Raw genomic sequence first — 23070 nt, forward strand, 5'->3', positions numbered from 1 at the left:
GTGGTGCGGGTGGGGCATGGGCGGGTTACTGCACGAGCGGACTCGTCGCCGCCTCGACGGCGGCGTGTTCGAGCGTCGCCGCCGATGCGAGGATCGAGACGTATTGCTGAATCGCCTTGTGACGCACGCGTTCGGTGAGAAAGCGTGCGATGTCGTCGGCGGCGGTTTCGAATGCGACCGGCTCGCCGGGCACGCGCCGGTCGATACGCACGAGGTGGAAGCCGAAGCGCGTGCGCACGAGGCGCGGCAGCAAACCGAGTTCGGGACTGTTGAACAGCGCCTGCTCGAATTCGGGCACGGTGTCGCCGCGCGTGAGCTGGCCGAGGCTGCCGCCCACGGCACCCGACGGGCAGTTCGACAGTTCGCCCGCGCGCGCCTCGAACGCGTGCGGTTCGCGCAGCAACGCGTTGAGCGCGTCTTCGGCCTGATGGCGCAGCAGCGCGAGCGGCACGCGCTCCGTCACGGCGAACAGAATATGGCTCGCGTAGACGATCTCGTTGCGCACGAACTGCGCGGCGTGCTGCGCGTAATAGCGGCGGCAATCGTCGGGCGTCGGCTCGGGCACGCGCAGTTCGCGGGCGAGCAGCGTGTCGAGTGTGGTGTCGTCGAGGGCGGCGTCGGCGTCGATCAGCGCGAGTTCGACGGCGCGCTGGCGCAGCAGTTCGCGCACGACCAGCGCGCGGCGCGCGGCCAGCGGCGGGTCCGGGTCGTCGGCGTGATGGCGGCTTTCCTCTTCGATCGCCGCGGCGGTGATTTCCACGTGATTCACGCGCGCGGCCTGCGCGTGGTCGAGCGTGTGCGGATCGGCGTTCATGGTCTCGTCTCCTGGCGTTCGCGGGGTAACGGCTCAGCGCTTGCGCACGAGTTGATACGGACGCAGCAGATAGGCCACCGAGGCCAGCCCGCTCCAGATATGCACCATCCGCGTGAACGGCGAGACGAGGAAGATCGTGAAGCCGAGCGCGATATGCATCTGATAGACGAGCGGCACGCCGTCGAGCAGCGCCGCGAGATTGCCCTGGAACGTCACCACGCCTTTCACGTAATCGGTGAGCTGTTCGAACATCGCGCCGTCCATGTGATGTGCGGACAGCACGACGGTCATGAGCCCGAGCGCGAGCTGCACCCACAGCATCAGCACGATGACGATGTCCCACACCTTGCTGTTGCGGCGAATGCGCGTGTCGCCCAGACGCCGCGCGATCAGCAGCGTGAGCCCGACGATGGCGAATGCGCCCGCGATGCCGCCCGCGACCATCGCGAGCAACTGGTGCATCGACGCGGAGATGAACGGCGCGACGAGCCAGTGCGGCGCGAGAAAGCCCGCGAAATGCCCGGCCACCACGACGAGAATGCCCCAGTGAAACAGGTTGCTGCCAAGCCGCAGCGTGCCGCGTCGCAGGAGTTGCGACGAGTCGCTTTTCCACGTGTATTGCTCGCGGTCGAAGCGCACCAGCGAGCCGAACAGCAGGACCGCGAGGCAGATGTACGGGTAGATGCCGAACAGGAACTGATGGATATATTGGCCCATGACTGATCCTTTCCAGGTGAGACGTGTCGTGCGGTTGAGTGCTGTCTCTTGTGCCGCTTTCTTGCGCCGCTCATTTGCGCCGCTTTCTTGCGGCGTGCCTCAACGCGGCGGCCGCCGTGCGTGGAACTGCACCGGCGCGACGCCCGGCTGCGTGTTGCCCATGAAGCGCACCGGCTCCTCGCTCCAGACGGCGTCGAGCGCGCTCAAGCCTTCGCGGTCGTGCGGCGCGTTGGCGTCGTCGTCGTGGGCTTCGTCGGGCTGTGCCGCGCCGTTGTCGCCCGCGAGCGCGAGCACCGCGCCGGCCACATACGCGTAGTGGCTGTTGCGGCGGCTCAGTTCCGCGGTGATCGATTGCAGAATGGCCGTGGTTTCGCCGAGCAGCGAGCGCGCCTCGTTCGCTTCGAGCAGCGAGAGATATTCGAGGAACACCGGCAGATAATCGGGCAACTGCTCGGAACCGAGCAGCAGGCCGTGGCGCTCGTAGGTCTGCTTCAGATCGATCATCGCCTGGCCGCGATCGCGCGATTCGCCATGCACGTGCTCGAACAGATGCAGCGAGGTCGCGCGCCCGCGATCGAATAGCGCCACGTAGTTTTCCTGTAGCGCAAGCAGATCGCGCGAGCCGAGATAATCGAAGAAGCGCAGCAGACGCTCGCGCGTTTCGCCGCGCAGCGCGCGCTCGCCTTGCAGATACGCGCGCGCTTCGCCGACGGAGTGAATCAGCGTGTCGTCGGGGTACTCGAGACACGCGGCGAGCAGCCTGAATGTGAGGCCGTTGGGGCGGGGCGCGAACATCTCAGATCTCCTGAATCGGAATGTTGCGATGGCCGCTTTTCGGCGCGAAGAGGCTCGCGTCGCTGCGTCCATCGGAACAGCCGTTGCCGAACGTGAAGCCGCACGACGAATGCAGATCGAAGGCGTTTTCCGCGTATTCGCGGTGCGTGGTCGGAATCACGAAACGGTCCTCGTAATTCGCGATCGCCAGATAGCGATACATCTCTTCGACCTGATGCAGCGAAAGCCCGGCTTGCGTGAGCACCTGCGTGGCGTCGACGCGATCGACGTGACGCGCGCGCATGAACGCGCGCATTGCGAGCAGACGTTCGAGCGCGACCTGCACGGGCTGTTCGTCGCCGGCCGTGAGCAGATTCGCCAGATAACGCAGCGGAATGCGCAGCGAATGCACGTCGGGCAGCCAGCCGTTCATGCCCAGATCGCCGCTATTGGCGGCGGCGTTGATCGGCGAAAGCGGCGGCACGTACCAGACCATCGGCAGCGTGCGGAACTCGGGATGCAGCGGAAACGCAATGCGCCAGTCGATCGCCATCTTGTAGACCGGTGAGCGTTGCGCGCCCTCGATCCACGCGGCGGGCACGCCGTCGCGCTCGGCTTGCGCGATCACTTGCGGATCGAACGGATCGAGAAACACATCGAGCTGCGCCTGATACAGATCTTTTTCGTTTGCGACGCTGGCGGCTTCCTGAATGCGGTCCGCGTCATAGAGCATCACGCCGAGATAGCGGATGCGGCCCACGCAGGTTTCCGAGCACACGGTGGGCTGGCCCGCTTCGATGCGCGGATAGCAGAAGATGCACTTCTCCGCCTTGCCGCTCTTCCAGTTGTAGTAAATCTTCTTGTACGGGCAGCCCGATACGCACATGCGCCAGCCACGGCACTTGTCCTGATCGATCAGCACGATGCCGTCTTCCTCGCGCTTGTAGATCGAGCCCGAAGGACACGCGGCCACGCACGCCGGATTCAGGCAGTGCTCGCACAGGCGCGGCAAATACATCATGAAAGTATTTTCGAACTGGCCGTAAATCTCTTTCTGCACGTTCTCGAAGTTGTAATCCTTTGCGCGCTTTTCGAATTCGCCGCCGAGAATTTCTTCCCAGTTCGGCCCCCATTCGATTTTCTCCATGCGCTCGCCGCTCACCAGCGAACGCGGGCGCGCGACCGGCGTCGCCTTCGTATTGCCGGCTTCCTGCAAATGCGCGTAATCGAAGGTGAACGGCTCGTAGTAATCGTCGATTTCGGGCAGGTGCGGATTGGCGAAAATCTGCGCGAGCAAACGCCACTTGTTGCCCAGACGCGGCTCGATCTTGCCGTCGGCTTTACGCACCCAGCCGCCGCGCCAACGCTCCTGATTTTCCCAATCCTTCGGATAGCCGATGCCCGGCTTCGTTTCGACATTGTTGAACCACGCGTATTCCATGCCTTCGCGGCTCGTCCAGACGTTCTTGCAGGTGACCGAACACGTATGGCAGCCGATGCATTTATCGAGGTTCAGCACCATGGCGATCTGCGCGCGCACCTTCATGACGTTTCTCCTTCGCGAACGACGGGCGGCAATGCGCCCACGGGCGTTTCTTCGCCATCGAGCCAATCGACGTTCTTCATTTTGCGGACGATGAGAAACTCGTCGCGATTGGAGCCGACCGTGCCGTAGTAATTGAAGCCGTAAGCGAGTTGCGCGTAGCCGCCGATCATGTGCGTGGGCTTGAGCGAAATGCGCGTGACCGAGTTGTGAATACCGCCGCGCGTGCCGGTGATTTCCGAGCCCGGCGTATTCACGATCTTTTCCTGCGCGTGATACATCATCACCATGCCGCGCGGAATGCGTTGACTCACCACGGCGCGCGCGCACAAGGCGCCGTTCGAGTTGTAGCACTCGATCCAGTCGTTATCGACCACGCCGATCTGCTGCGCGTCCTGCTCGGAAATCCACACGATCGGGCCGCCGCGCGAGAGCGTGAGCATCAGCAGATTGTCGGTGTACGTGCTGTGAATGCCCCACTTCTGGTGCGGCGTGATGAAGTTCAGCGCGATCTCGGGATTGCCGTTCGAGCGCGAGCCCACCATGTTTTCGTAGCTGCCCGTGTCGATGGGCGGCTTGTAGACGCAAAGCGCTTCGCCGAAGGCGCGCATCCACTCGTGGTCCTGATAAAGCTGCTGCCGGCCGCTGAGCGTGCGCCAGGGAATCAGCTCGTGCACGTTCGTATAACCGGCGTTATACGACACATGTTCCGATTCGATGCCGCTCCATGTCGGCGACGAAATGATCTTGCGCGGCTGCGCCTGAATATCGCGAAAGCGGATCTTTTCGTCGGCGCGCGCTTCGGACAAATGCGCGTGCTGAATACCGGTGATCTTGCTGAGCGCGTCCCACGCTTTCACCGAGACTTCGCCGTTGGTTTCGGGCGCGAGCGAGAGAATGGTTTCGGCGGCGTCGATCGCGGATTCGATGCGCGGGCGGCCGGCGGCGTCGCCGAATGCGGGCTCGTTCGCGTAGCGATAGTTGAGATCGCCGAGCGCCTTCACTTCGTCCTGCGTGTTCCAGCTGATGCCCTTGCCGCCGTTGCCGAGCGTGTCCATGAGCGGGCCGAGCGACGTGAAACGGTGATACGTCTCGGGATAATTGCGCTCGACCACGGCCACGGTCGGCATGGTCTTGCCGGGTATCGGCTCGCATTCGCCGCGCTTCCAGTCGGCCACGCCGAACGGCTGCGCGAGTTCGCCGGGCGCGTCGTGCGCGATCGGCGAAAGCACCACGTCGCGCTCCACGCCCAGATGCCCGACGCTCAGTTCGGAGAAGCGCTTCGCGATGCTCTTGAAGATTTCCCAGTCGCTTTTCGCCTGCCACGAAGGATCGACGGCGGCCGAGAGCGGATGAATGAACGGATGCATGTCCGACGTGTTCATGTCGTCCTTCTCGTACCACGTGGCCGTGGGCAGCACGATGTCCGAGTACATGCAGGTCGTGGACATGCGGAAGTCGAGCGTGCAGAGCAGATCGAGCTTGCCGCGCGGCGCTTCGTCGTGCCAGACGATTTCCTCGGGATGCGGCGCGCCTTGCTTCGACATTTCCTCGCCCTGCACGCCGTTGGTCGTGCCGAGCAGATGCTTGAGGAAATACTCGTGGCCCTTGCCCGACGAGCCGAGCAGATTCGAGCGCCACACGAACAGGTTGCGCGGGAACGCATCCGGATCGTCGGGATCTTCGCAGGCAAGTTTGAGGCTGCCGTCCTTGAGGCTCGCGGCAACGCGTGCGCCCGCTTGCGCGGCGTCGCCGATCGAGCGCCCGAGTTCGAGCGGATTACTTTTCAGTTGCGGCGCCGACGGCAGCCAGCCCATGCGTTCCGCGCGCACGTTGTAGTCGATGGGCGCGCCGTGATACGCCGATTTGTCCGCGAGCGGCGAAAGCAGGTCGGTCGGATTCATCGGGTCGTAGCGCCACTGGTCGGTGTGCGCGTAGAAGAACGAGGTGGCGTTCATCTGGCGCGGCGGACGGCTCCAGTCGAGTGCGAACGCGAGCGCGGTCCAGCCGGTTTGCGGACGCAGCTTTTCCTGGCCCACGTAATGCGACCAGCCGCCGCCCGATTTGCCCACGCAACCGCACATCACCAGCATGTTGATGATCGCGCGGTACGCCATGTCCATATGGAACCAGTGATTGATGCCCGCGCCGATGATGACCATCGACTTGCCCTCGGTCTTGTCGGCATTCTCGGCGAACTGGCGCGCGACGTTGATCACGTCGGCGCGCTTCACGCCCGTGATCGCTTCCTGCCACGCGGGCGTGTAGGGCACGTCGTCGTCGTAGCTGTGGGCGACGTCCTTGCCGCCGAGGCCCTGATCGAGCCCGTAGTTCGCGATGAACAGATCGTAGACGGTGGCGACGAGCCGCTCGCCTTCGCGCGTGGCCACGCGGCGCACGCCGATGCGGCGCGAGAGGATCGACTGGTGCTCCGTATGCGCGAAGTGCGCGTGTGCGACGTTGCCGAAGTAGGGGAAGGCGACGTCCACCACGTCGTCGTGTCCGGCGACGAGCGAGAGCGCGGGCGTGAGCGGTTCGCCTTCGGCGTTTTCCTCGCGCAAATTCCATTTGCCCAGATCGCCGTCGACCTGCTGGCCCCAGCGGAAGCCCGCCGATCCGGCCGGCACGGCCAATTCGCCGTTCGCGGCGTCGATCACCACGGTCTTCCAGTCGGGATTGTTGGACTGGCCGAGCGCGTCGGCGAAATCGGAGGCGCGCAGATAGCGGTCGGGCACGTACTGGCCGTCGCGCTCGACGAGCGTGACGAGACACGACATGTCGGTGAAGCGGCGGCAGTAATCGGCGAAATACGCGCTCTTGCCCGCGAGGTGATACTCCTTGAGGATCACGTGGCCCATCGCGAGCGCGAGCGCCGCGTCGGTGCCCTGCTTCGGATGCAGCCAGATGTCGCCGAACTTCGCGCCTTCCGCGTAATCGGGAAAGATCGACACGATCTTCGCGCCGCGATAACGCGCCTCCACCATGAAGTGCGCGTCGGGCGTGCGCGTTTGCGGCACGTTCGAGCCCCACATCATGATGAAGGTGGAGTTGTACCAGTCTGCCGATTCGGGCACGTCGGTCTGCTCGCCCCAGGTTTGCGGCGAGGCGGGCGGCAGATCGCAATACCAGTCGTAGAACGACAGACACACGCCGCCGATCAGCGAAAGGTAGCGCGAGCCGGCCGCGTACGAGACCATCGACATGGCCGGAATGGGCGAGAAGCCGATCACGCGGTCGGGGCCGTGGCGCTTGACCGTATGCACGTTCGCGGCGGCCACGATCTCGGTGACTTCGCTCCAGTCGGCGCGCACGAAACCGCCGAGGCCGCGCCGCGATTGATAGCTCTTGCGCGCGGTGTCGTCGTCGACGATGGCGGCCCACGCTTCCACGGGGCCGAGCGTGCGGCGTTTCTCGCGCCACAGCTTGACGAGCGCGCTGCGCACGAGCGGGTACTTCAGACGGTTCGCGCTGTAGAGATACCAGGAATACGACGCGCCGCGCGAGCAGCCGCGCGGTTCGTGATTGGGCATGTCGGGGCGCGTGCGCGGGTAGTCGGTCTGCTGCGTTTCCCACGCGACGATGCCGCCTTTCACGTAGATCTTCCACGAGCACGAGCCGGTGCAGTTCACGCCGTGCGTGGAGCGCACGATCTTGTCGTGCGCCCAGCGCGTGCGGTAGGCGTCCTCCCATTTCCGGTCTTCGTCTGTGACGGCGCCGTGGCCGTCTGCGAATGACGGTCTTGCGGTGGTGAAATAACGCAGACGATCCAGAAAATGGCTCATGACACCTCCAGACAACCCTGTGGGGACAGGCTTATTCGAGAATATGAAACTTAACAAGTAGATCTAATACATCAAATGTTAATAGACACTTGTAGCCATATGCACGCGTTGCGAATGCAACGCGACTTGAATCAAAAGAAGTGTGTGATGGCATTGTGCACGATGCGATATTTGTGCGTGTGCAATTTGTGCCAATGAGGTTATGTATCATTTCGATATATTTTAAAAGGAATAACGAATTGAATTGAAAGTGTTGAATGCTTTGGCCGAAAGGAAAGGCGGTGGATGGCCGTCAAAATCGTGTTTACAAGTTGATTCGTCGTGCGGCGCGTATGAAAGGCGATGTTAATGAAGTCCCGAACGACGTGCGGCGCAGCGTCACGCGCTATTTACATCGGCGTGAAAAATGAATTAACGAAGCGCGGGGAAAGCGCGGGGATGCGTAAAGCATCGATATTTGAAATATGACAACTGCAATCGTGACGGTGGTCTCAATGACGATCATTTCGCCATCGGTACGAGGCCGAAAAGCCGTGGGGTTAATCGCGCTGTGTCTGCAATGCGTGGACAGTACGGGAATCCGCGGGAAAGAAAGCCTCGATGGCCAGTTCGGCAAGCGTGATGTCCACGGGCGTGCCGAACACGGTCGTGGTGCTGTAGAACGCCAGTTCGCCGAGCGCCGTCTGCACGCGCAGCGGTATCGCGATGGGATGCTGGACCGGTTCGACGGCCGCGTGGCCCGCATGCGGCGGCGCGGGATAGGCGGCGAGTTCGTCGTGCAGCGCGGCGAGCGTGGGGTCCGCGCTGACGTCGATCTGCCGTTGCAGGCGCGCGAGCAGATGCGCGCGCCAGGCGTGCCAGTTGAGGATGCGCGGGGCGATGCCGTCGGGATGCAGCGAGAGGCGCAACGCATTCACGGGCGCGGCCAGCAACGCGGGCGACGCGTCGCCGATCAGCGGCGCGAGCGCGTCGTTGGCGGCGACGATATTCCAGTGGCGATCGACCGCGAGGGCCGGATAAGGCGCGTGAGCACGCAGCACGAGTTCGACGGCCTCGCGCGCGGCCGCGAGTTGCGGATCGTCGAGCGCGCGTTCGCGATAAAGCGGTGCGTAGCCGGCCGCGACGAGCAGCGCGTTACGTTCGCGCAGCGGCACGTCGAGACGCTCGGCGAGATGCATCACCATTTCGCGGCTCGGCGTGGCGCGCCCCGACTCCACGAAACTCAGGTGGCGCGTGGAAATTTCCGCTTCGGTGGCGAGCATCAACTGACTCATGCGGCGACGCTGCCGCCATTCGCGCAACAGTTCGCCGACACCGCGGCGCGCGTCGCCGGAAGCGGGTACGGCGAGCGCCGACGTGAATGCAGACGTGAGCGTGTTCATGGCGCCGATTCTAACGAAATCGCGCCGTCGCGCGATTACTTCAGACGTAATGGCGCCGCTGCATGCGTGCGATTCTTTTTTTGTCGACGCGGCGATGCGGGCATCATGTGAATCCCGCGCGTTTGTGCGCGCGCGGTGTGCGCGCAAGCCACTTATCGCTGCGCGTGCGATCGCCTAGAATGCAATTTCACTTTTCGTGCTGACATGGCGGGAGAAGGCCATGAGGGAAACGGTTGTCGCTTATCTGCTGGGTCCGGCCGTGATGGTGCTGATCTGCGCCGCCATGTGGGCCGCGTCGCGCCATCATCGCGGCGGTTTCGAGGCGCGCGTCGCGCGCTGGCTCGATGCGCACCGGGGGCACGGCATTCGCCACAAGCATTGAGCGTGCCAGTGTAGCGCTGCAATCGGTGCAACGGCGGCGGCGCCTTGCGGGTATACGTGCATTCCATTCGCGGCGAGCGTCAGGCGATTTACGCCAATTGAATGGCACTCCGAAGTAATTGATGCGCTGCGGCGCTCCGGCCGTATCGGGTCTGTCCCGTATGCGGGGAACTGTATGACAGTACACGTGTCACTGCCATATTGCGAAACGGAGCCTTCCATGACACGACCCGCCGACTCCCTGATCATTTTCATCGCCCGCATCCTGCTTGCGATCCTGTTTTTGTGGGGCGGCGCCATGAAACTGCTGGGTTACGCGGGCTTTATCGGCTATCTGCATTCGCGCGGCGTGCCGTACGTGCAGGTCGCGGCGCCCGTGGTGATCGCGGTCGAACTGCTCGGCTCGCTCGCCCTGATCTTCGGCGTGCGCATGCGCGCCATCGCGTTCCTGCTGGCCGTGTACGCTGTCGTCACGGCCGTGCTCGGGCATGACTTCTGGAATGTCACCAATGCCGCACAGCAGCAGGAAGCGGCCGTGCATTTCTGGAAGAACGTCGCCATTGCCGGCGGATTTTTGCTGCTCACGGTAACGGGCGCGGGACGTGCTTCCATCGATGGAATGCGCGCGCCGCGCGGTGGCCTGCGAGGCTGAGCGCCGCGCCGCATCCCCGATCCCCTGAACGCAAGGAGCCGGCTTTGATCCAGAATTTCGATTTCAACGTGGGCGGCAAGACCGGGCAATTCTGCGCGAGCCTCGCCGACGACGGCACGCGCCGCGTGCTGATCAGCACCGCCGATACGGCCAAAACGCTGGTGATCCTCGACGCGACCGGCCTGCTCGGCGCGCTCAAGGCCGAACTCGAGGAGCCCGAGCAGTTGATCGCGCACGCTATCCGCAAGGCGCAGACCGAAGGGCTCATCGAACGCGCGCTCGCCTCGGGCGCGATTCAGGAGACGTCGCTCTAGCGCGCCTCTTCTTATCCGCACGTTCGGGCGATGCTGCGTCGACGCGGTGTGTCACGCAAGCGTCATGCTCGATGTCGTCTCAAGCGCGCCGCCGGGCTTTGGCCTTCGCGGCGCGCGTTGACGTCCTTCTCTTTCGTTTAGCGCGATGCCTTCATGCGCGGCGCCGTCTCGGCGGCGGGCGGCGCGTGGGCGGCGTCCGTCCGCACGAAGCACGCGAGCGCCGCCGCAATCAGCAGCAGGATCGCCGAGATCGCCGCGTCCGCGTGCAGACCGCTGACGACTTCCGTCGCCGCGCCGCTGCCCGTGAGCGCGCCGAACGCCGCCACGCCCACCGCGCCGCCCGTCTGGCGCGCCGTGTTCAGCAACGCCGACGCCGTGCCCGCGCGCGCCGGTTCGACCGAGGACAGCACGGTCGTCGTCATGGCCGGCACGGCGAGTCCCATGCCCGAGGGAATCAGCAGGAAGGCGGCCATCATCGCCAGCAAGGGCGTGCTTGCGTCGACGGGCATCAGCAGCGCGTAGCCGAGTCCGGCGAGCAGGGCGCCGCCGATCATCGGCGCACGCGTGCCGAAGCGCGCGACCACGTGGCCGCTCGCGATATTCGAGAGCAGAAAGCCACCTGTGAGCGGGATGAACGTGAGCCCGGCCTGTAGCGGCGTCTGACCGCGCGCATGCTGGAGAAACAGCGCGAGCACGAACACCGTGCCGTAATAGGTGAAGTTCACGCAGATGCCGAACAGCACCGACGCGCTGAAATTACGGTTGCGCAGCATGCCGAGCGGCAGCATCGGCGAGTCGATGCGCGCTTCGAGCATCACGAAGGCCACGCCGGCGATCAGCGCGAGCGCGAGGCCGCCCGACACCGCCCAGTGCGCGAGGCCGAGCGGCCGCCATTCGATTACCGCGCCCGTGAAAGCCGTGAGCGCGACGACGGCGAGCAACTGGCCGCGCAAGTCGAGGCTGCGCGCGGCGGCGGGTTGGGCGGTGCCTGTTTCGGAAGCGGCTGAAGCGGCGGAAGCCTTGCGCGGCGCGGGAATCCACAGCAGCGTGGCGGCGAGCCCGGCCGCGCACAACGGCAGATTCACGAGGAAGATGCTGCGCCAGCCGAACGCCGCGATCAGCAGGCCGCCCGCGACCGGCCCGGCGGCGATCGAGATGGCCCCGGCGGCGGTCCAGAAGCCCACGGCGCGCGCCCGCAGCGTGCGTTCGTGGCGGCAGGCCTCGTTGAGCAGCGCGAGCGAATTCGGCAGCATCGCGGCCGCGCCCGCGCCTTGCAGTGCGCGCGCGGCGATCAGCATGACCGGATCGGCGGCGAGTCCGCAGGCCAGCGAGGCGAGCGCGAACACCACCAGCCCGATCGCGTACAGACGGCGCGCGCCGTAGCGGTCGCCGAGCACGCCGCCGGACAGCATCAGCGCGGCGAAGGCGAGCGTGTAGGCATCGACGATCCATTGCAGCCGCGCGACATTGGCGTGCAGGTCCGTGGCGATGCGCGCGAGCGCGATATTGACGATGGTGACGTCGAGCTGCGTCACGACGAAGCCCACGCTCACGGTGGCGACGATGCGGGCGAGCGCCGGCGTGAAGCGCGCGGGCGGGGCGGAGTGCGGATGGGAGGGGTTCATGCGACTCATCATAGGCCGCGTGAGGCCGACGACGTTTCGGGCTGAGGTGAAAGATGGGTGCAGGTTCCAGGCCCACGACGCCGGCGCCTGCGCGTGCGCCAATAAAAAGCGCCACATCGCGAACGATGTGGCGCTTTTGACGACGGCGTAGCCTTTCGGGGACCGATCAGCGAGTGCGCGCCGGGTCCTTGAAGAACAGCGTGGTCAGCGCGCCCAGCACGCAGATCGCCGCGACGTAGTACGGCGGCGCGAGCGGCTCCGACTTCATCATCAGCGCGACGACGATCGGCGTGAGTCCGCCGAACACCGCGTAAGCGACGTTGTACGAGAACGAGATGCCCGAGAAGCGCACCACGGCCGGGAAGGCGTTGACCATCACGAACGGCACCGCGCCGATCGTCCCGACGAGCAAGCCCGCCACGGCGTAGAGCGGCATCAGCAGCGAGCTGTCCACGGCGAGCTGGCGGAACAGCGTGTAGTACGCGATGGCCAGCGCCACGCCGCCGATCGACAGCACGCGGCGCGCGCCGAAGCGGTCCGCGAGCGCCCCGGCGCTCACGCAGCCGACGGTGAGGAACAGCGTGGCGACGCAGTTGGCGAGCAGCGAGGTGGTGGCGTCGAGATGGAACTGCTTCTGCAGCAGCGGCGGCGTCATCAGGATCACGACGACGATGGCGGCCGACAGCATCCACGTGAGCAGCATCGACACGATCACCGCGCGGCCGTGGTCGCGCAGCACGGCCTTGAGCGGGACTTCGTCGGCGAGCGACTTGCGCGCCTGCATTTCCGCGAACACGGGCGTTTCGTGCAGCCATTGGCGCAGATACACCGAGAACAGCCCGAACACGCCGCCGATCAGGAACGGCACGCGCCACGCCCAGGCCGAGATTTCCGACGGCGCGAAATGGTGATTCACCGCCGCGGCGATCAGCGAGCCGAGCAGGATGCCGAAGGTCAAACCCGCCGTGAGCGTGCCGCACGCGTAGCCGATATGGCGGCGCGGCACGTGCTCGGAGACGAACACCCACGCGCCCGGCACCTCGCCGCCGACGGCCGCGCCCTGCAGCACGCGCAGCGCGAGCAGCAACACGGGTGCGAATACGCCGATCGTCGCGTAGGTCGGCAGGCAGCCCATCGCGAGCGTGGGCAGCGCCATCAGCAGGACGGAGAGCGTGAACATGCGCTTGCGACCGAGCAGGTCGCCGAAGTGCGCCATGACGATGCCGCCGAGCGGACGCGCCAGATAGCCCGCCGCGAAGATGCCGAAGGTCTGCAACTGGCGCAGCCAGTCGGGAATCGCCGCCGGAAAGAACAGCTGGCCGATGGCCGGCGCGAAGAACACGAAGATGATGAAGTCGTAGAACTCGAGCGCGCCGCCGAGGGCGGCGAGGCCGAGCGTCTTGTAGTCGCTGCGCGTGAGCGCGCGCGCCGGTGCGCTCGCCTGAGCGCCCAGATCCGTAGCTTGCATGTCCGAAAACCGAGAAGTTGTTATGAGCCGTGGGACGGCACGTCTATTGGCTTCACCGGCAGGCGCGCGGGTGGCGCGGCGGGCGGCGGTGGTCGGGCGCGGATCGCGGGTGCGGATCGAGGCCTGGTAGGCACGGGGAACGGCGCGCGGTTCCGGGTAGGGCACGCGCCGACGCTGACCAATCCTCGATTTTACAGTAAGCCGACGATGCGCCCGGCATCGGCTTCTGGAGGATTCCTGTCAGGTTTGGTGGAGTCGCCGTAGGAATGCGGCGCACTGTTGCGCAATTCGGACTGATCTGATGGGCGGCCTTTGCAATTCTCCACAGAATTGCCGCCAGGTTGTCTGACATAGAGAGGTGTCTTCATGCGTATCGCGATTCTCCAGCGCGACCCCGTTCAACGCGCGCAGATCGAGCGGGTGCTCGGCCAATGCGGGCATGCCTGCATGCCGTTCAGCGACGGCATCTCGCTGGCCAAGGCGCTCGCCGCCTCCACGGTCGACATGCTGGTGCTCGACTGGCAGGGCACGCGGCTCTCGGGCGCGGAGCTGCTGAAAACGGTGCGTGCGATCAACGGCAATCAGATTCCGGTGCTGTTCGCGTCCGAAGACACGTCGGACGACAGCGTGCTGCGCGCCTTTTCCGTGGGCGCCGACGACTACGTGAGCCTGCCGGTGTGTCCGTCGGTGTTTCGCGCGCGCGTGAACGCGCTGCTGCGGCGCGCGTTTCCCGATCGCTTCGACAACGTGACGCTCGACGCCGGCGCCTATCGCTTCGACATGCGCCGTCAGGCGGTCACGGTGCGCGGCAAGAGCGTGGAGCTGTCGGGCACGCAGTATCGGCTCGCTTCGCTGTTCTTCGCGAACGTCGGGCGCGTGCTGTCGCGCGATCATATTTACGCGATGGTCTGGGGCCGCGAGTTGCAGACGCTCACGCGCACCATCGACAGCCACGTTTCGCGGCTGCGCGTGCTGCTCGACATCGAACAGCACAACGGCTACCGGCTGCAGCCGGTCTACAAGAGCGGTTACCGCCTGTTGCGTCTGCAGGACGACGCTGCACCGCTGCAGCGCGAGGCGGCCTGATCTTTGCGAACGCGCCGTCGCGAACGCGGCGGGCAAAAAAAAGGCGGCACGTCATGCGTGCCGCCTTTTTGTTTGCGCGGTCCGGCTGTGCGGGACCGGCGCGGAATCTGTGCGCCGCTTCAGCGCGCGAGGCCGAGTCCTTGCAGGACCGCATTGCCTTCATTCGTCAGGCGGATTTTCGTGGCGCCTGCGGCGACGTCGCCGGGCACCTGCTCCACGAGACCCGCTTCCTGGAGCATGGCGATCTCGGGCTTGGCGTGCGCGTCGATGGGCGCGTGCAGCAACAGCAGCAGCGTGGCGAGCTCGTGATGGCTCAGCAAGCGGCGCAGGATCGTGCGTTTCGCGGGCTTCGCCGGTTGCTCGTTGCTTGCTGCCTGATTCTTCGAACTGGTCCAGTACACGGGCACCTCCTGCTACGTTGTCTTTCTGGTGACGCGATGATGCGGACGAAGACTTAAACGATTCTTAAAACCGCCCGCCCAATTGTGTCGCGGTACTACACCGGGTTACGCCAGTAAGCAGGTGTTAATGCGGGCGGCATCGACAGCCGGAATGCCCGCCTGGTGTTCCGCAGCGCGGACCGCGATTCCGGAATCATGGTGCGCAGGTTTTGCTCGCGCCCTCAATCCAGAGATTCTTCGCGTGGCGCTTGCCCGCGTAGAAACGATAGGTGGTCGTGCCGTTGTCGGCGCGCACCTTGATCACGTTCGAGTCGCCGAAATCGAGCATTTCGCCTTGCGGCAGCGACGTCGTGTTGAAGCTCGATCCGTGCCGCGTCGCTTCCACCGTCAGGCAGGAGATCACGTCCCGCACCGAGCGGTTGGTCGTGGAATCGATAACGGGCTGGCCGGAATCCGGATTGCTCTGGAACCAGGCGCAGGCGCCAAGCGTGAGCGAAAGGGCGAGGGGCACGACGAGCTGCTTCATATTGCTCCTGTTAACCAGTTAACCGTGTGGGCGACCGGCGCGAAGTGAGGGGAAGCCCTTGCGGGCCGCGTGGCGGCGCGCCGGAAAAAAGAGCCAAAGATTATATCGGCAGCACGTCGCGTGCCGCCGCGCGCAAGGCAACGCAGCGCGTGAAAAAACGCGCGATGCGTGACGGAAAGCGGGCGCATCGCGGAACAAGCGGGCACGTGTGTTGCACAGACGCGACTTGCGCGCCCGTCGCGCGACACAGACGCACACGTTTGATCGCGGCGAGATAGACTATTCGACAGGTGCACTCCGCGATCTGACGCGACGTCAGGGAGAATAACCATGAGCCGCCCGTCGATCCGTTTTCCTGTTCGTGCCACCGGTACCGGCTCGGTCTGGCGGTGGATCAAGTGGGGTGTCATCGTCGCGCTGCTGGCGGCGATCGTGATCCTCGCGCGCATCGTACAGATCGAAATCGACACCTCGCGATTACAGGCGCGCTATCTCTCCGAACTCACACGCGACATCGGCTTCACCGTCGAAAACGGGCCGAGTCACAGCATCCGCTTTCCCACCACGAACGGTCCTTACGACACGCGGCTCGGCTACGCCCAACTGCCGACGTTCACCGACCGTCTTGCGCAGCGCGGCTTCGCGGTTGCTTCGCAGGCCCGTGATTCGGAACGCATGATTTCGCTGGCCGATCAGGGTCTTTTCATCCCGTTCGAGGAGAAGGACCAGGCCGGCATCGCGCTGCGCGACGCGAATGGCGCGACGCTGTTCCACACGCGCTATCCGCAGCGCGCCTATGAAAGTTTCGACGCCGTGCCGCCGCTCGTGCGCGACTCGCTGCTGTTTATCGAAGACAAATACCTGCTCGCCGCCGATCAGCCGAACCGCAATCCGGCCATCGACTGGGGCCGTTTCAGCCACGCGCTGATCGATCAGGGCGCGCGCCTCGTGAACCGCCATCAGCAGACGCCGGGCGGCAGCACGCTCGCCACGCAGATCGAGAAGTTTCGCCATTCCACCGGCGGGCGCACGTCCACGCCGCCGGAGAAACTGCGCCAGATCGCGTCGGCCTCCGTGCGCGCGTATCTCGACGGGCCGCAGACCATGCCCGCGCGTCAGCAGATTCTCGTTCATTACCTGAATTCCGTGCCGCTGTCGGCGAAGGCGGGCATCGGCGAAGTCAACGGGATTGGCGACGGGCTCGCGGCTTGGTACGGGCGCGATTTCCGCGACGTGAACCGCGTGCTGCGCGCGCCGGTGTCGAGCGCGACGCTCGACGAACAGGCGCTCGCGTTTCGCCAGGTGCTGTCCTTGCTGATCGCGCAGCGCGCGCCTTCGTATTTCCTGCAAAAGAACAACGAAGCGCTCGCGAAGCTCACCGACAGCTATCTGCGCCTGCTCGCGAACGGCGGGGTGATCACGCCGCAATTGCGCGACGCCGCGCTCGCCACGCAACTGACGCTCGACCGCTCGAAGCCCGCGCCGCGCCCGGCCGTGTCGTACGTGGACCGCAAGGCGGTGCTCACGTTGCGCACGCAACTGATGCAGGCGCTCGGTCTGAAGACGCTTTACGACCTCGACCGCCTCGACCTGACCGCGACCGCCACGCTCGACGACGGCGTGCAGCAGGCCGTGAGCGACCGGCTCGCCGATGCCGCGACGAAGGACGGCGCGCGCGCGGCGGGACTCGTGGGCTTCGAGATGCTGCGCCCTGCCGACGATCCGTCGAAGATCGCGTACAGCTTCACGTTGTTCGAGCGGCGCGGCGGCGAAAATCTCGTGCGCGTGCAGACCGACAGCGTGAACCAGCCCTTCGATATCAATTCTGGCGCGCGCCTGAATCTGGGCTCGACGGCGAAGCTGCGCACCATCATCACGTATCTGCAGATCGTGAGCGCGCTGCACACGAAATACGCCGACCAGGATGCGAAGACGCTGCGCGCGGAACTGCCGCAGGTGGACCCGAGCGATGCGCTCACGCGCTGGGCGATCGACTATCTGTCGAAGACCTCGGACCGCTCGCTGCCCTCGATGCTCGAAGCGGCCGTGGAGCGCAAATACTCGGCGAGCCCGGGCGAAACCTTCTACACGGGCGGCGGCGCGCAGAGCTTCAATAACTTCGAGTCGAGCGACAACGGGTCGATTCTCACCCTGCACCGCGCGTTCCAGCATTCGGTGAATCTCGTGTTCGTGCGGCTCATGCGCGACATCGTCCACTACGAGATGATCCAGACGTCCGGGCCGCCCGCCACGTGGCTCGACGATCCGGCCGTGCGCAACCGCTTTCTCACGCAGTTTGCCGACGGCGAAAGCCAGGTCTACATGAAGCGCTTCTACGCGCGCTATCGAGGCAAGAGCAACGACGAAGCGATCCAGATCCTGCTGCAACACACGCGCAAGGGACCGGCGCGGATCGCGACCGTGCTGCGCAGCGCGAATCCGGACGGCTCGCTCGCGTGGTTCGATACGCAGATGCGCGCGCAACTGAAGAACACGAAGTTCCAGTGGCTCGACGACGAAGATCTCGCGAAGTACTACGACAAGTACGCGATCGACAAATTCAACCTCAACGATCGCGGCTATATCGCGGGCATTCATCCGCTCGAACTGTGGCTGCTGCTGTATCTGCGCTCGCATCCCGACGCGACGCTCGCGCAGGTTCAGCAGGCGAGCCGCGATACGCGTCTCTATACCTATAAGTGGCTGTTCAAGACGAAGTATCACGCGACGCAGGATCGCCGTATCCGCCACATGATCGAACTGCGCGCATACGACGCGATCGGCAAGTCGTGGCGCGCGCTCGGCTATCCGTTCGACAACATCACGCCTTCGTATGGCGCGGCGATCGGCGCGTCGGGCGACCGGCCGTCGGCGCTCGCGTATCTGATCGGCCTCGTGTCGAGCGATGGTCAGAAGCTGCCGACGCACAGCTTCGAATCGCTCGACTTCGCGCGCGGCACGCCGTACGAGACGCGCTTCGTGCATGCCGCCACCGCGCCGCAGCCGCTCATCTCGCCGGATATTTCGAAGGTGGTGCGCGAGCTGCTGACGTCGGTGGTGGAGGGCGGCACGGCCAAGCGTCTCGCCGACGGCATGACCTTCCCCGACGGCAAGAAGCTGGACGTCTACGGCAAGACCGGCACCGGCGATCAGCGTTTCAATGTCTATGCGCCGGGCGCGCGGCTGATCGAGTCGCGCAAGGTGAACCGCAGCGCCACGTTCGTGTTCGTGATCGGCAATCGCTTTTATGGCACGCTGACCGCGTGGGTGCACGAGCCGTATGCGGCGCGCTACACGTTCACGAGCGCGCTCTCGGTGCAGTTGCTCAAGTCGCTCGCGCCGGTGCTGCAACCTTTGCTCGAGGATCAGGACGCGCCCGACGGCAAGCTCAAGGCGGCAACGGGATCGAAGGAGATGACGCTGATCGATCCGCAAACGGGCGCGATGCAGCAGGTGAGTCTCGCGTCGCTGAACGCGGCTGCGCAAAGCGGATGGACCAGCACGATGCCGGGCTTCTATGCGGATGCCGGCTCAACGGGCGCGATGGGTGCGATGGCGAAACGGAAATGAGCGTTCGCCGCGCGCAGGGATGAACGTGATGCCGATAAAAAACGCGCCCGGATGGGCGCGTTTTCTTTGGTGCCGCCGATGCGCCCGTGAGCGCGATGGCGAAGCTCAGTACGAGCCGGCGTCCGGAGGCGGCGGCGATCCCGGCGGCGGCGGCGGCAGATAACGCTGCTGCGGTTGCGTCTGATACGGCTGCTGCGTCTGCATGCGGCCCGCGACCGGAATGCGGTTGCCGTTGCCGTACATGCACTGCAGATACGCGTAGTCGTAACGGCGTTGCACGTCGTAAGCCGAGCCTTGCACGTTGCCCATGCCGACAGCGCTGCCCGCGAGCAGGCCCGCGCCCGCGCCGATGGCCGCGCCCTGGCCGCCGCCGAACGCGGCGCCGGCTGCCGCGCCGAGTGCGGTGCCGACCACGGCGCTGCCCACGCCCGCATTCGTCGCGGCCTGATTGGTGGCGCCGCCGCCGACCTGCTGGAAGGCGAACTGGCGGCAGTTGTAGTCGTCGTTGCGGAACTGGTCGAAGGTCTTGCCGGTGCCGGGCAGCGCCATCACGCTCGGGCCGGTCGGCACCACGGCGCACGCGCTCAGGAGCCCTGCCGCGGCAAGCACCGCGAGATAAGTCGATTTCATGTGCAGCTCGTCTGGTCGGTTAGTTCGAAGGGGCCGCCTGGGCGGGCACCGAGCGCCAGCCCGACGCGCATTGCTTCACGTACGGGTAGTAGGTCTTGGAGGCGTCGCAGTAGTACCAGGTGTCGCCGTTCTGGCTGGCGGCGACGCCGTTCGGGCCGTTGGCGGGCCCTTGCTGGTAGACCGCGTCCGGGTCGCCGGCCTGGCCCTGCTCGACGTAGTCGGGCGGTGGCGGGGGCGGCGGGGTGACGATGACGGGCGGCGGCCCCCAGTAGTAGGGCACGGGCGCGACGGGGTAGTAGTACGGCACGCCGCCGCCGATGAACACGCCGACGCGCGCCGCGTTCGCCGCGCCGCTCACGCAGGCGATGGCGGCCACGGCAGCCCCGAGAATGAATTTCGACCTTCTCACAACGATCTCCAGTACGGATGGTCCCGGGCCGGTCAGCCCGCGCATGATGAAACGCTATGACAAGGCGGGGTTCAATGCAATTACGCGAGTTGTACTGTTTTTTCGAGTTGTTACAACTCGGTGACGGCGTCCGGTACGCACCTCGGACGCTCGCGCCGTTCGGAGCACAAGCTGCGGCTTCGTGGTCGTATCGGCGGTCTTCAGTCGCTTCTTGCGCGGTTCGTGCGCGGCGCGTTTGTTTGCCGTAAGCTGCGCGTCGGTAATATTTGGATATTTGAGACAAGGGCCTGTTGAGCGATGTCAGGCCTGATTCTGGCTTTCGGATTGAATAGAAAAAGCCGGATGTCCCCCAGAATGATCTGAAATCCTCGACGTCTTGTCCGGTCAAGATGTGCCGCGCAATGTGCGCGCATCTGTCCCGATCGCCGCTCGAATCGATCCTCTGTCTACCCATGCCGTTGTTTCGCGCTCGCCCGTGCGTTCGGGCTTGCGCGGAATTCGCCATCGGCGCCGCGCGCGACCGCGAAAAAGTCGAATAGTCATTTCGATTCGCCGCGCGCGGTACACGCGCATGCGCCACTTAGACTGGCCGACCGCCGCGTGATCGGCGCGGCGCCATCCTTGAAAATTAATAAGGACTACAAAGATGAGGAAAATTCTGATGGGCGCGGCGGCGTGCGCCGTCGTGAGCGCAGCGCCCGCATGGGCGGGTTTGGGTGGCGCGCCGACTTATCCGTCGGCGCCACGCATGCCGGGCATCCGCACGATGACGGCAGCCAATGGCGTCGCCGCGTCCTACACGGTGACCACGGCCACGCTCGCTAACGGCACCGTGATTCATGAGTATCTCGATAGCGCCGGTACCGTGTTCGCGGTGTCGTGGCGCGGTCCGCGCGTCGGCTCGCTCGAAACGCTGCTCGGCAATTACTTTCCGGCCTGGCAAAAAGGTCTTGCCGAAGCGCGTGCGGCGCGCGGCGGCGGCCACGGCCCGGTCTCGATGCACGGCCCCGATCTGGCCGTCGAGTCGGGCGGCCACATGGGGGCGCTGACGGGGCGCGCGTGGCTGCCGAAGGCGCTGCCGCAAGGCATGAGCGCGGATCAGATTCAGTGAACGGAGCGAGACGATGAACAAGATCATTCTGGCTTCGGCACTCGCGCTAAGCGTGGCGCTCGTGGCGTGCGGAGGCGGTGGGGGCGGCGACGAGGGCGATGGCGCGCCGGGCCGGGCGGCGGTGTCCAACGGCAGCGCGCCGTCGAGTGGCGGCGCATCGGGTTCGGGAACGAACGGGGGCAAATCGGGTTCGGGCAGCGCGACGAGCGCGACGAATAACCCGCCGAATAACAGCAGCTCAGGCAATAACGGTTCGGCTGGCGGCAAGGCCGGTTCGGGATCGACCACGCCTTCGGGCAACGCGGGCGCTGGCGGTTCGGCGTCGGGCGGCCAGAGTTCGGGCGGCACCGATTCATCGGGCTCGTCGGGATCATCGGGCTCGGGCACTTCGGGCGGCGACACGTCCGGCAGCGGCGCTCCGGGCGGCGGCAGCAGCGACAGCGGCGCGCCCGACGGCGGCGCAACCGCCGACATCGGCAACACCGTCGCGGTGAGCGTTTCGTCGGCGAGCAGCGTGCGCAATGTCCCGCTCGTGAGCGTGACCGTCTGCCAGCCCGGCAGCAGCGGCCAGAAGAACTGCGCGACGATCGACAACGTGCTGCTCGACACCGGCTCGTTCGGCCTGCGCCTCTATGCATCCGCGATTCCGCCGGCCACGCTCGCCGCGCTGCCGATCCAGCGCGACGCCGCGAGCGGCACGAACGTCGCCGCGTGCGGCATGTTCGGCTCGGGTTATACGTGGGGCAGCCTGCGTAGCGCCGACGTGAAGCTCTCGCGCGAAATCGCCGCCTCGGCGCCGATCCAGGTGATCGGCGATCCGGCCATCGTGTCGAGCGCGCCGTCGTCGTGCGTCTATAACGATTCGCTCAACACGACCGGAGCGCTCGGCGGCGTGAACGGCATTCTTGGCGTGGGCGTCGCGCGCAACGACTGCGGCGCGGCGTGCGCGAGTTCGGCGCAGGCCGGCTATTACTACGCGGATGCCGCGCCGGCGACGCCCATCGCCATGCCGCTCGCGAACCAGGTTACCAATCCCGTCGCGCTGTTCCCGATCGACAACAACGGCCTGATCGTCGATATGCCCGCGATCGACGCGACGGGCGCGCTGACGTCGTCCGGCACGGTGATCTTCGGCGTCGGCACCCAGTCGAATAACGCGTTGCCGGGCGCGGGCACGACGATCCTCGCGACCGACCGCTGGGGCAATTTCAGCGGCAGCGTCGCGGGCGGCGCGGCCGTGCCCGCGTTCATCGATTCGGGTTCGAACACGCTGGGCTTCGAGGACTGGGCGCTGCCGCAATATCAGGGCTTTTACGCGCCGGTTTCGGCGATCCAGCGCGCGCTCGCGCTCTCCGACACCACGGGCGCGGCCGCGACGGCCAGCATCGGTATCGGCAATGCGCGCGCGCTGCTCGCCACGCGTTACACGGCGTTCAGCACGCTCGGCTCATTCCTCGGACAGACGCTCGATCTCGGCATGCCGTTCTTCTATGGCCAACGTGTCTGGTACGGCATCGAAGGCACGCGCGCGGGCGCGAATGTCACCGGACCTTATGTGAGTTTTGCTGCCCGGTAATGCTTTCTTCAGGTAATTAGCATAAAAAAGCGCGCTTATTTCAGCGCGCTTTTTTTATTCAAACTACTCTGTCAGGTTCTCATTAACAACATAAAAAGTATTTGCAAAGCATGATTCGTTTCCCCTATTATTCGCACCTCATGCAAAGTTCGATCGGGTACGCGTAAGGCGGCAAAAAATTCCCAATGGCGCCCTAAAAAATTCACGAATACAAACGTTTGCCCTGGCGAAAACCCTTAGTCAAGGCGTCAGACCGGGCGCCGTTATAGCGCAAGTAGGCCGGACCGTTTCCAATCGGTCCTTTTTGCA

General features: G+C 65.2%; 21 protein-coding genes. 8 read left to right on the plus strand and 13 right to left on the minus strand.

Annotated elements, in window-relative coordinates; translation table 11 throughout:
* Positions 1-25 precede the first annotated feature (25 nt).
* The 5 genes from SB764_RS07675 to SB764_RS07695 all read right to left on the minus strand — a co-directional run bounded on the left by SB764_RS07675 (position 26) and on the right by SB764_RS07695 (position 7630).
* Positions 26-814, minus strand: a complete 789-nt coding sequence (locus SB764_RS07675) for a peptidylprolyl isomerase (RefSeq protein WP_410863113.1) — start codon at positions 812-814, stop codon at positions 26-28.
* A 33-nt stretch (positions 815-847) separates the two neighbouring features.
* Positions 848-1531, minus strand: coding sequence for a respiratory nitrate reductase subunit gamma (gene narI, locus SB764_RS07680; protein WP_410863115.1), 684 nt, complete (start codon positions 1529-1531; stop codon positions 848-850).
* Between the two features lie 99 nt (positions 1532-1630).
* The gene (narJ, locus tag SB764_RS07685) at positions 1631-2326 is read right to left on the minus strand and encodes a nitrate reductase molybdenum cofactor assembly chaperone (RefSeq protein WP_410863117.1); all 696 of its coding nucleotides are present in this window, start codon (positions 2324-2326) and stop codon (positions 1631-1633) included.
* Position 2327: 1 nt separating this feature from the next.
* The gene (narH, locus tag SB764_RS07690; protein WP_065057659.1) at positions 2328-3851 is read right to left on the minus strand and encodes a nitrate reductase subunit beta; all 1524 of its coding nucleotides are present in this window, start codon (positions 3849-3851) and stop codon (positions 2328-2330) included.
* Positions 3848-7630 (minus strand): nitrate reductase subunit alpha, encoded by a 3783-nt coding sequence (locus SB764_RS07695; protein ID WP_410863119.1) that lies wholly within the window; start codon positions 7628-7630, stop codon positions 3848-3850. The genes narH and SB764_RS07695 overlap by 4 nt, the downstream gene beginning before the upstream one ends.
* A gap of 257 nt (positions 7631-7887) precedes the next feature.
* Between SB764_RS07695 and SB764_RS07700 the strand changes: the two genes are divergently transcribed.
* Positions 7888-8040, plus strand: a complete 153-nt coding sequence (locus tag SB764_RS07700; RefSeq protein WP_161495605.1) for a hypothetical protein — start codon at positions 7888-7890, stop codon at positions 8038-8040.
* Positions 8041-8169: 129 nt separating this feature from the next.
* On the opposite strand, the gene SB764_RS07705 is transcribed toward SB764_RS07700, so the two are convergent.
* Positions 8170-9012 carry a helix-turn-helix domain-containing protein gene (locus tag SB764_RS07705; RefSeq protein ID WP_074981292.1) on the minus strand — a complete coding sequence of 281 codons (843 nt, stop codon included), beginning with the start codon at positions 9010-9012 and terminating at the stop codon, positions 8170-8172.
* 220 nt (positions 9013-9232) lie between these two features.
* Here SB764_RS07705 and SB764_RS07710 point away from each other — a divergent pair, with 220 nt between their 5' ends.
* The 3 genes from SB764_RS07710 (at position 9233) to SB764_RS07720 (ending at position 10359) form a co-directional block, all read left to right on the plus strand.
* Positions 9233-9394 (plus strand): hypothetical protein, encoded by a 162-nt coding sequence (locus tag SB764_RS07710; RefSeq protein WP_167371392.1) that lies wholly within the window; start codon positions 9233-9235, stop codon positions 9392-9394.
* Between the two features lie 219 nt (positions 9395-9613).
* On the plus strand, positions 9614-10045 hold the full coding sequence (locus tag SB764_RS07715; protein WP_065057662.1) for a DoxX family protein: 432 nt from the start codon (positions 9614-9616) through the stop codon (positions 10043-10045).
* Between the two features lie 44 nt (positions 10046-10089).
* Positions 10090-10359: a hypothetical protein gene (locus SB764_RS07720; protein ID WP_065057663.1), complete on the plus strand. Its 270-nt coding sequence runs from the start codon at positions 10090-10092 to the stop codon at positions 10357-10359.
* Positions 10360-10496: 137 nt separating this feature from the next.
* On the opposite strand, the gene SB764_RS07725 is transcribed toward SB764_RS07720, so the two are convergent.
* The 3 genes from SB764_RS07725 to SB764_RS07735 form a co-directional block, all read right to left on the minus strand.
* A complete protein-coding gene (locus tag SB764_RS07725) occupies positions 10497-11984 on the minus strand; it encodes an MFS transporter (RefSeq protein WP_410863122.1) in 1488 nt (495 codons plus the stop codon).
* A 166-nt stretch (positions 11985-12150) separates the two neighbouring features.
* On the minus strand, positions 12151-13452 hold the full coding sequence (locus SB764_RS07730) for an MFS transporter (protein WP_065057664.1): 1302 nt from the start codon (positions 13450-13452) through the stop codon (positions 12151-12153).
* 191 nt (positions 13453-13643) lie between these two features.
* Positions 13644-13820: a hypothetical protein gene (locus SB764_RS07735; protein ID WP_156773564.1), complete on the minus strand. Its 177-nt coding sequence runs from the start codon at positions 13818-13820 to the stop codon at positions 13644-13646.
* Here SB764_RS07735 and SB764_RS07740 point away from each other — a divergent pair.
* Positions 13819-14538 (plus strand): response regulator transcription factor, encoded by a 720-nt coding sequence (locus SB764_RS07740; protein WP_065057665.1) that lies wholly within the window; start codon positions 13819-13821, stop codon positions 14536-14538. The two genes, SB764_RS07735 and SB764_RS07740, sit on opposite strands and share 2 nt — an antisense overlap.
* 119 nt (positions 14539-14657) lie before the next feature.
* Here the strand turns inward: SB764_RS07740 and SB764_RS07745 are convergent, their stop codons facing one another.
* Positions 14658-14939 carry a hypothetical protein gene (locus SB764_RS07745; RefSeq protein WP_205997239.1) on the minus strand — a complete coding sequence of 94 codons (282 nt, stop codon included), beginning with the start codon at positions 14937-14939 and terminating at the stop codon, positions 14658-14660.
* Positions 14940-15132: 193 nt separating this feature from the next.
* On the minus strand, positions 15133-15465 hold the full coding sequence (locus SB764_RS07750; RefSeq protein ID WP_065057667.1) for a hypothetical protein: 333 nt from the start codon (positions 15463-15465) through the stop codon (positions 15133-15135).
* 330 nt (positions 15466-15795) lie between these two features.
* Here SB764_RS07750 and SB764_RS07755 point away from each other — a divergent pair, with 330 nt between their 5' ends.
* Positions 15796-19035, plus strand: coding sequence for a transglycosylase domain-containing protein (locus tag SB764_RS07755; protein ID WP_410863123.1), 3240 nt, complete (start codon positions 15796-15798; stop codon positions 19033-19035).
* Between the two features lie 105 nt (positions 19036-19140).
* Here the strand turns inward: SB764_RS07755 and SB764_RS07760 are convergent, their stop codons facing one another.
* Positions 19141-19665: a glycine zipper family protein gene (locus SB764_RS07760; RefSeq protein ID WP_065057668.1), complete on the minus strand. Its 525-nt coding sequence runs from the start codon at positions 19663-19665 to the stop codon at positions 19141-19143.
* 19 nt (positions 19666-19684) lie between these two features.
* On the minus strand, positions 19685-20074 hold the full coding sequence (locus tag SB764_RS07765) for a hypothetical protein (protein WP_065057731.1): 390 nt from the start codon (positions 20072-20074) through the stop codon (positions 19685-19687).
* 646 nt (positions 20075-20720) lie between these two features.
* Between SB764_RS07765 and SB764_RS07770 the strand changes: the two genes are divergently transcribed.
* Positions 20721-21185, plus strand: coding sequence for a DUF2844 domain-containing protein (locus SB764_RS07770; RefSeq protein ID WP_065057669.1), 465 nt, complete (start codon positions 20721-20723; stop codon positions 21183-21185).
* A 13-nt stretch (positions 21186-21198) separates the two neighbouring features.
* A complete protein-coding gene (locus SB764_RS07775) occupies positions 21199-22761 on the plus strand; it encodes a DUF3443 family protein (protein ID WP_343664147.1) in 1563 nt (520 codons plus the stop codon).
* Positions 22762-23070: the final 309 nt, after the last annotated feature.

This window comes from Paraburkholderia sp. SIMBA_027 (assembly GCF_046535315.1).
Lineage (GTDB): Bacteria > Pseudomonadota > Gammaproteobacteria > Burkholderiales > Burkholderiaceae > Paraburkholderia > Paraburkholderia tropica.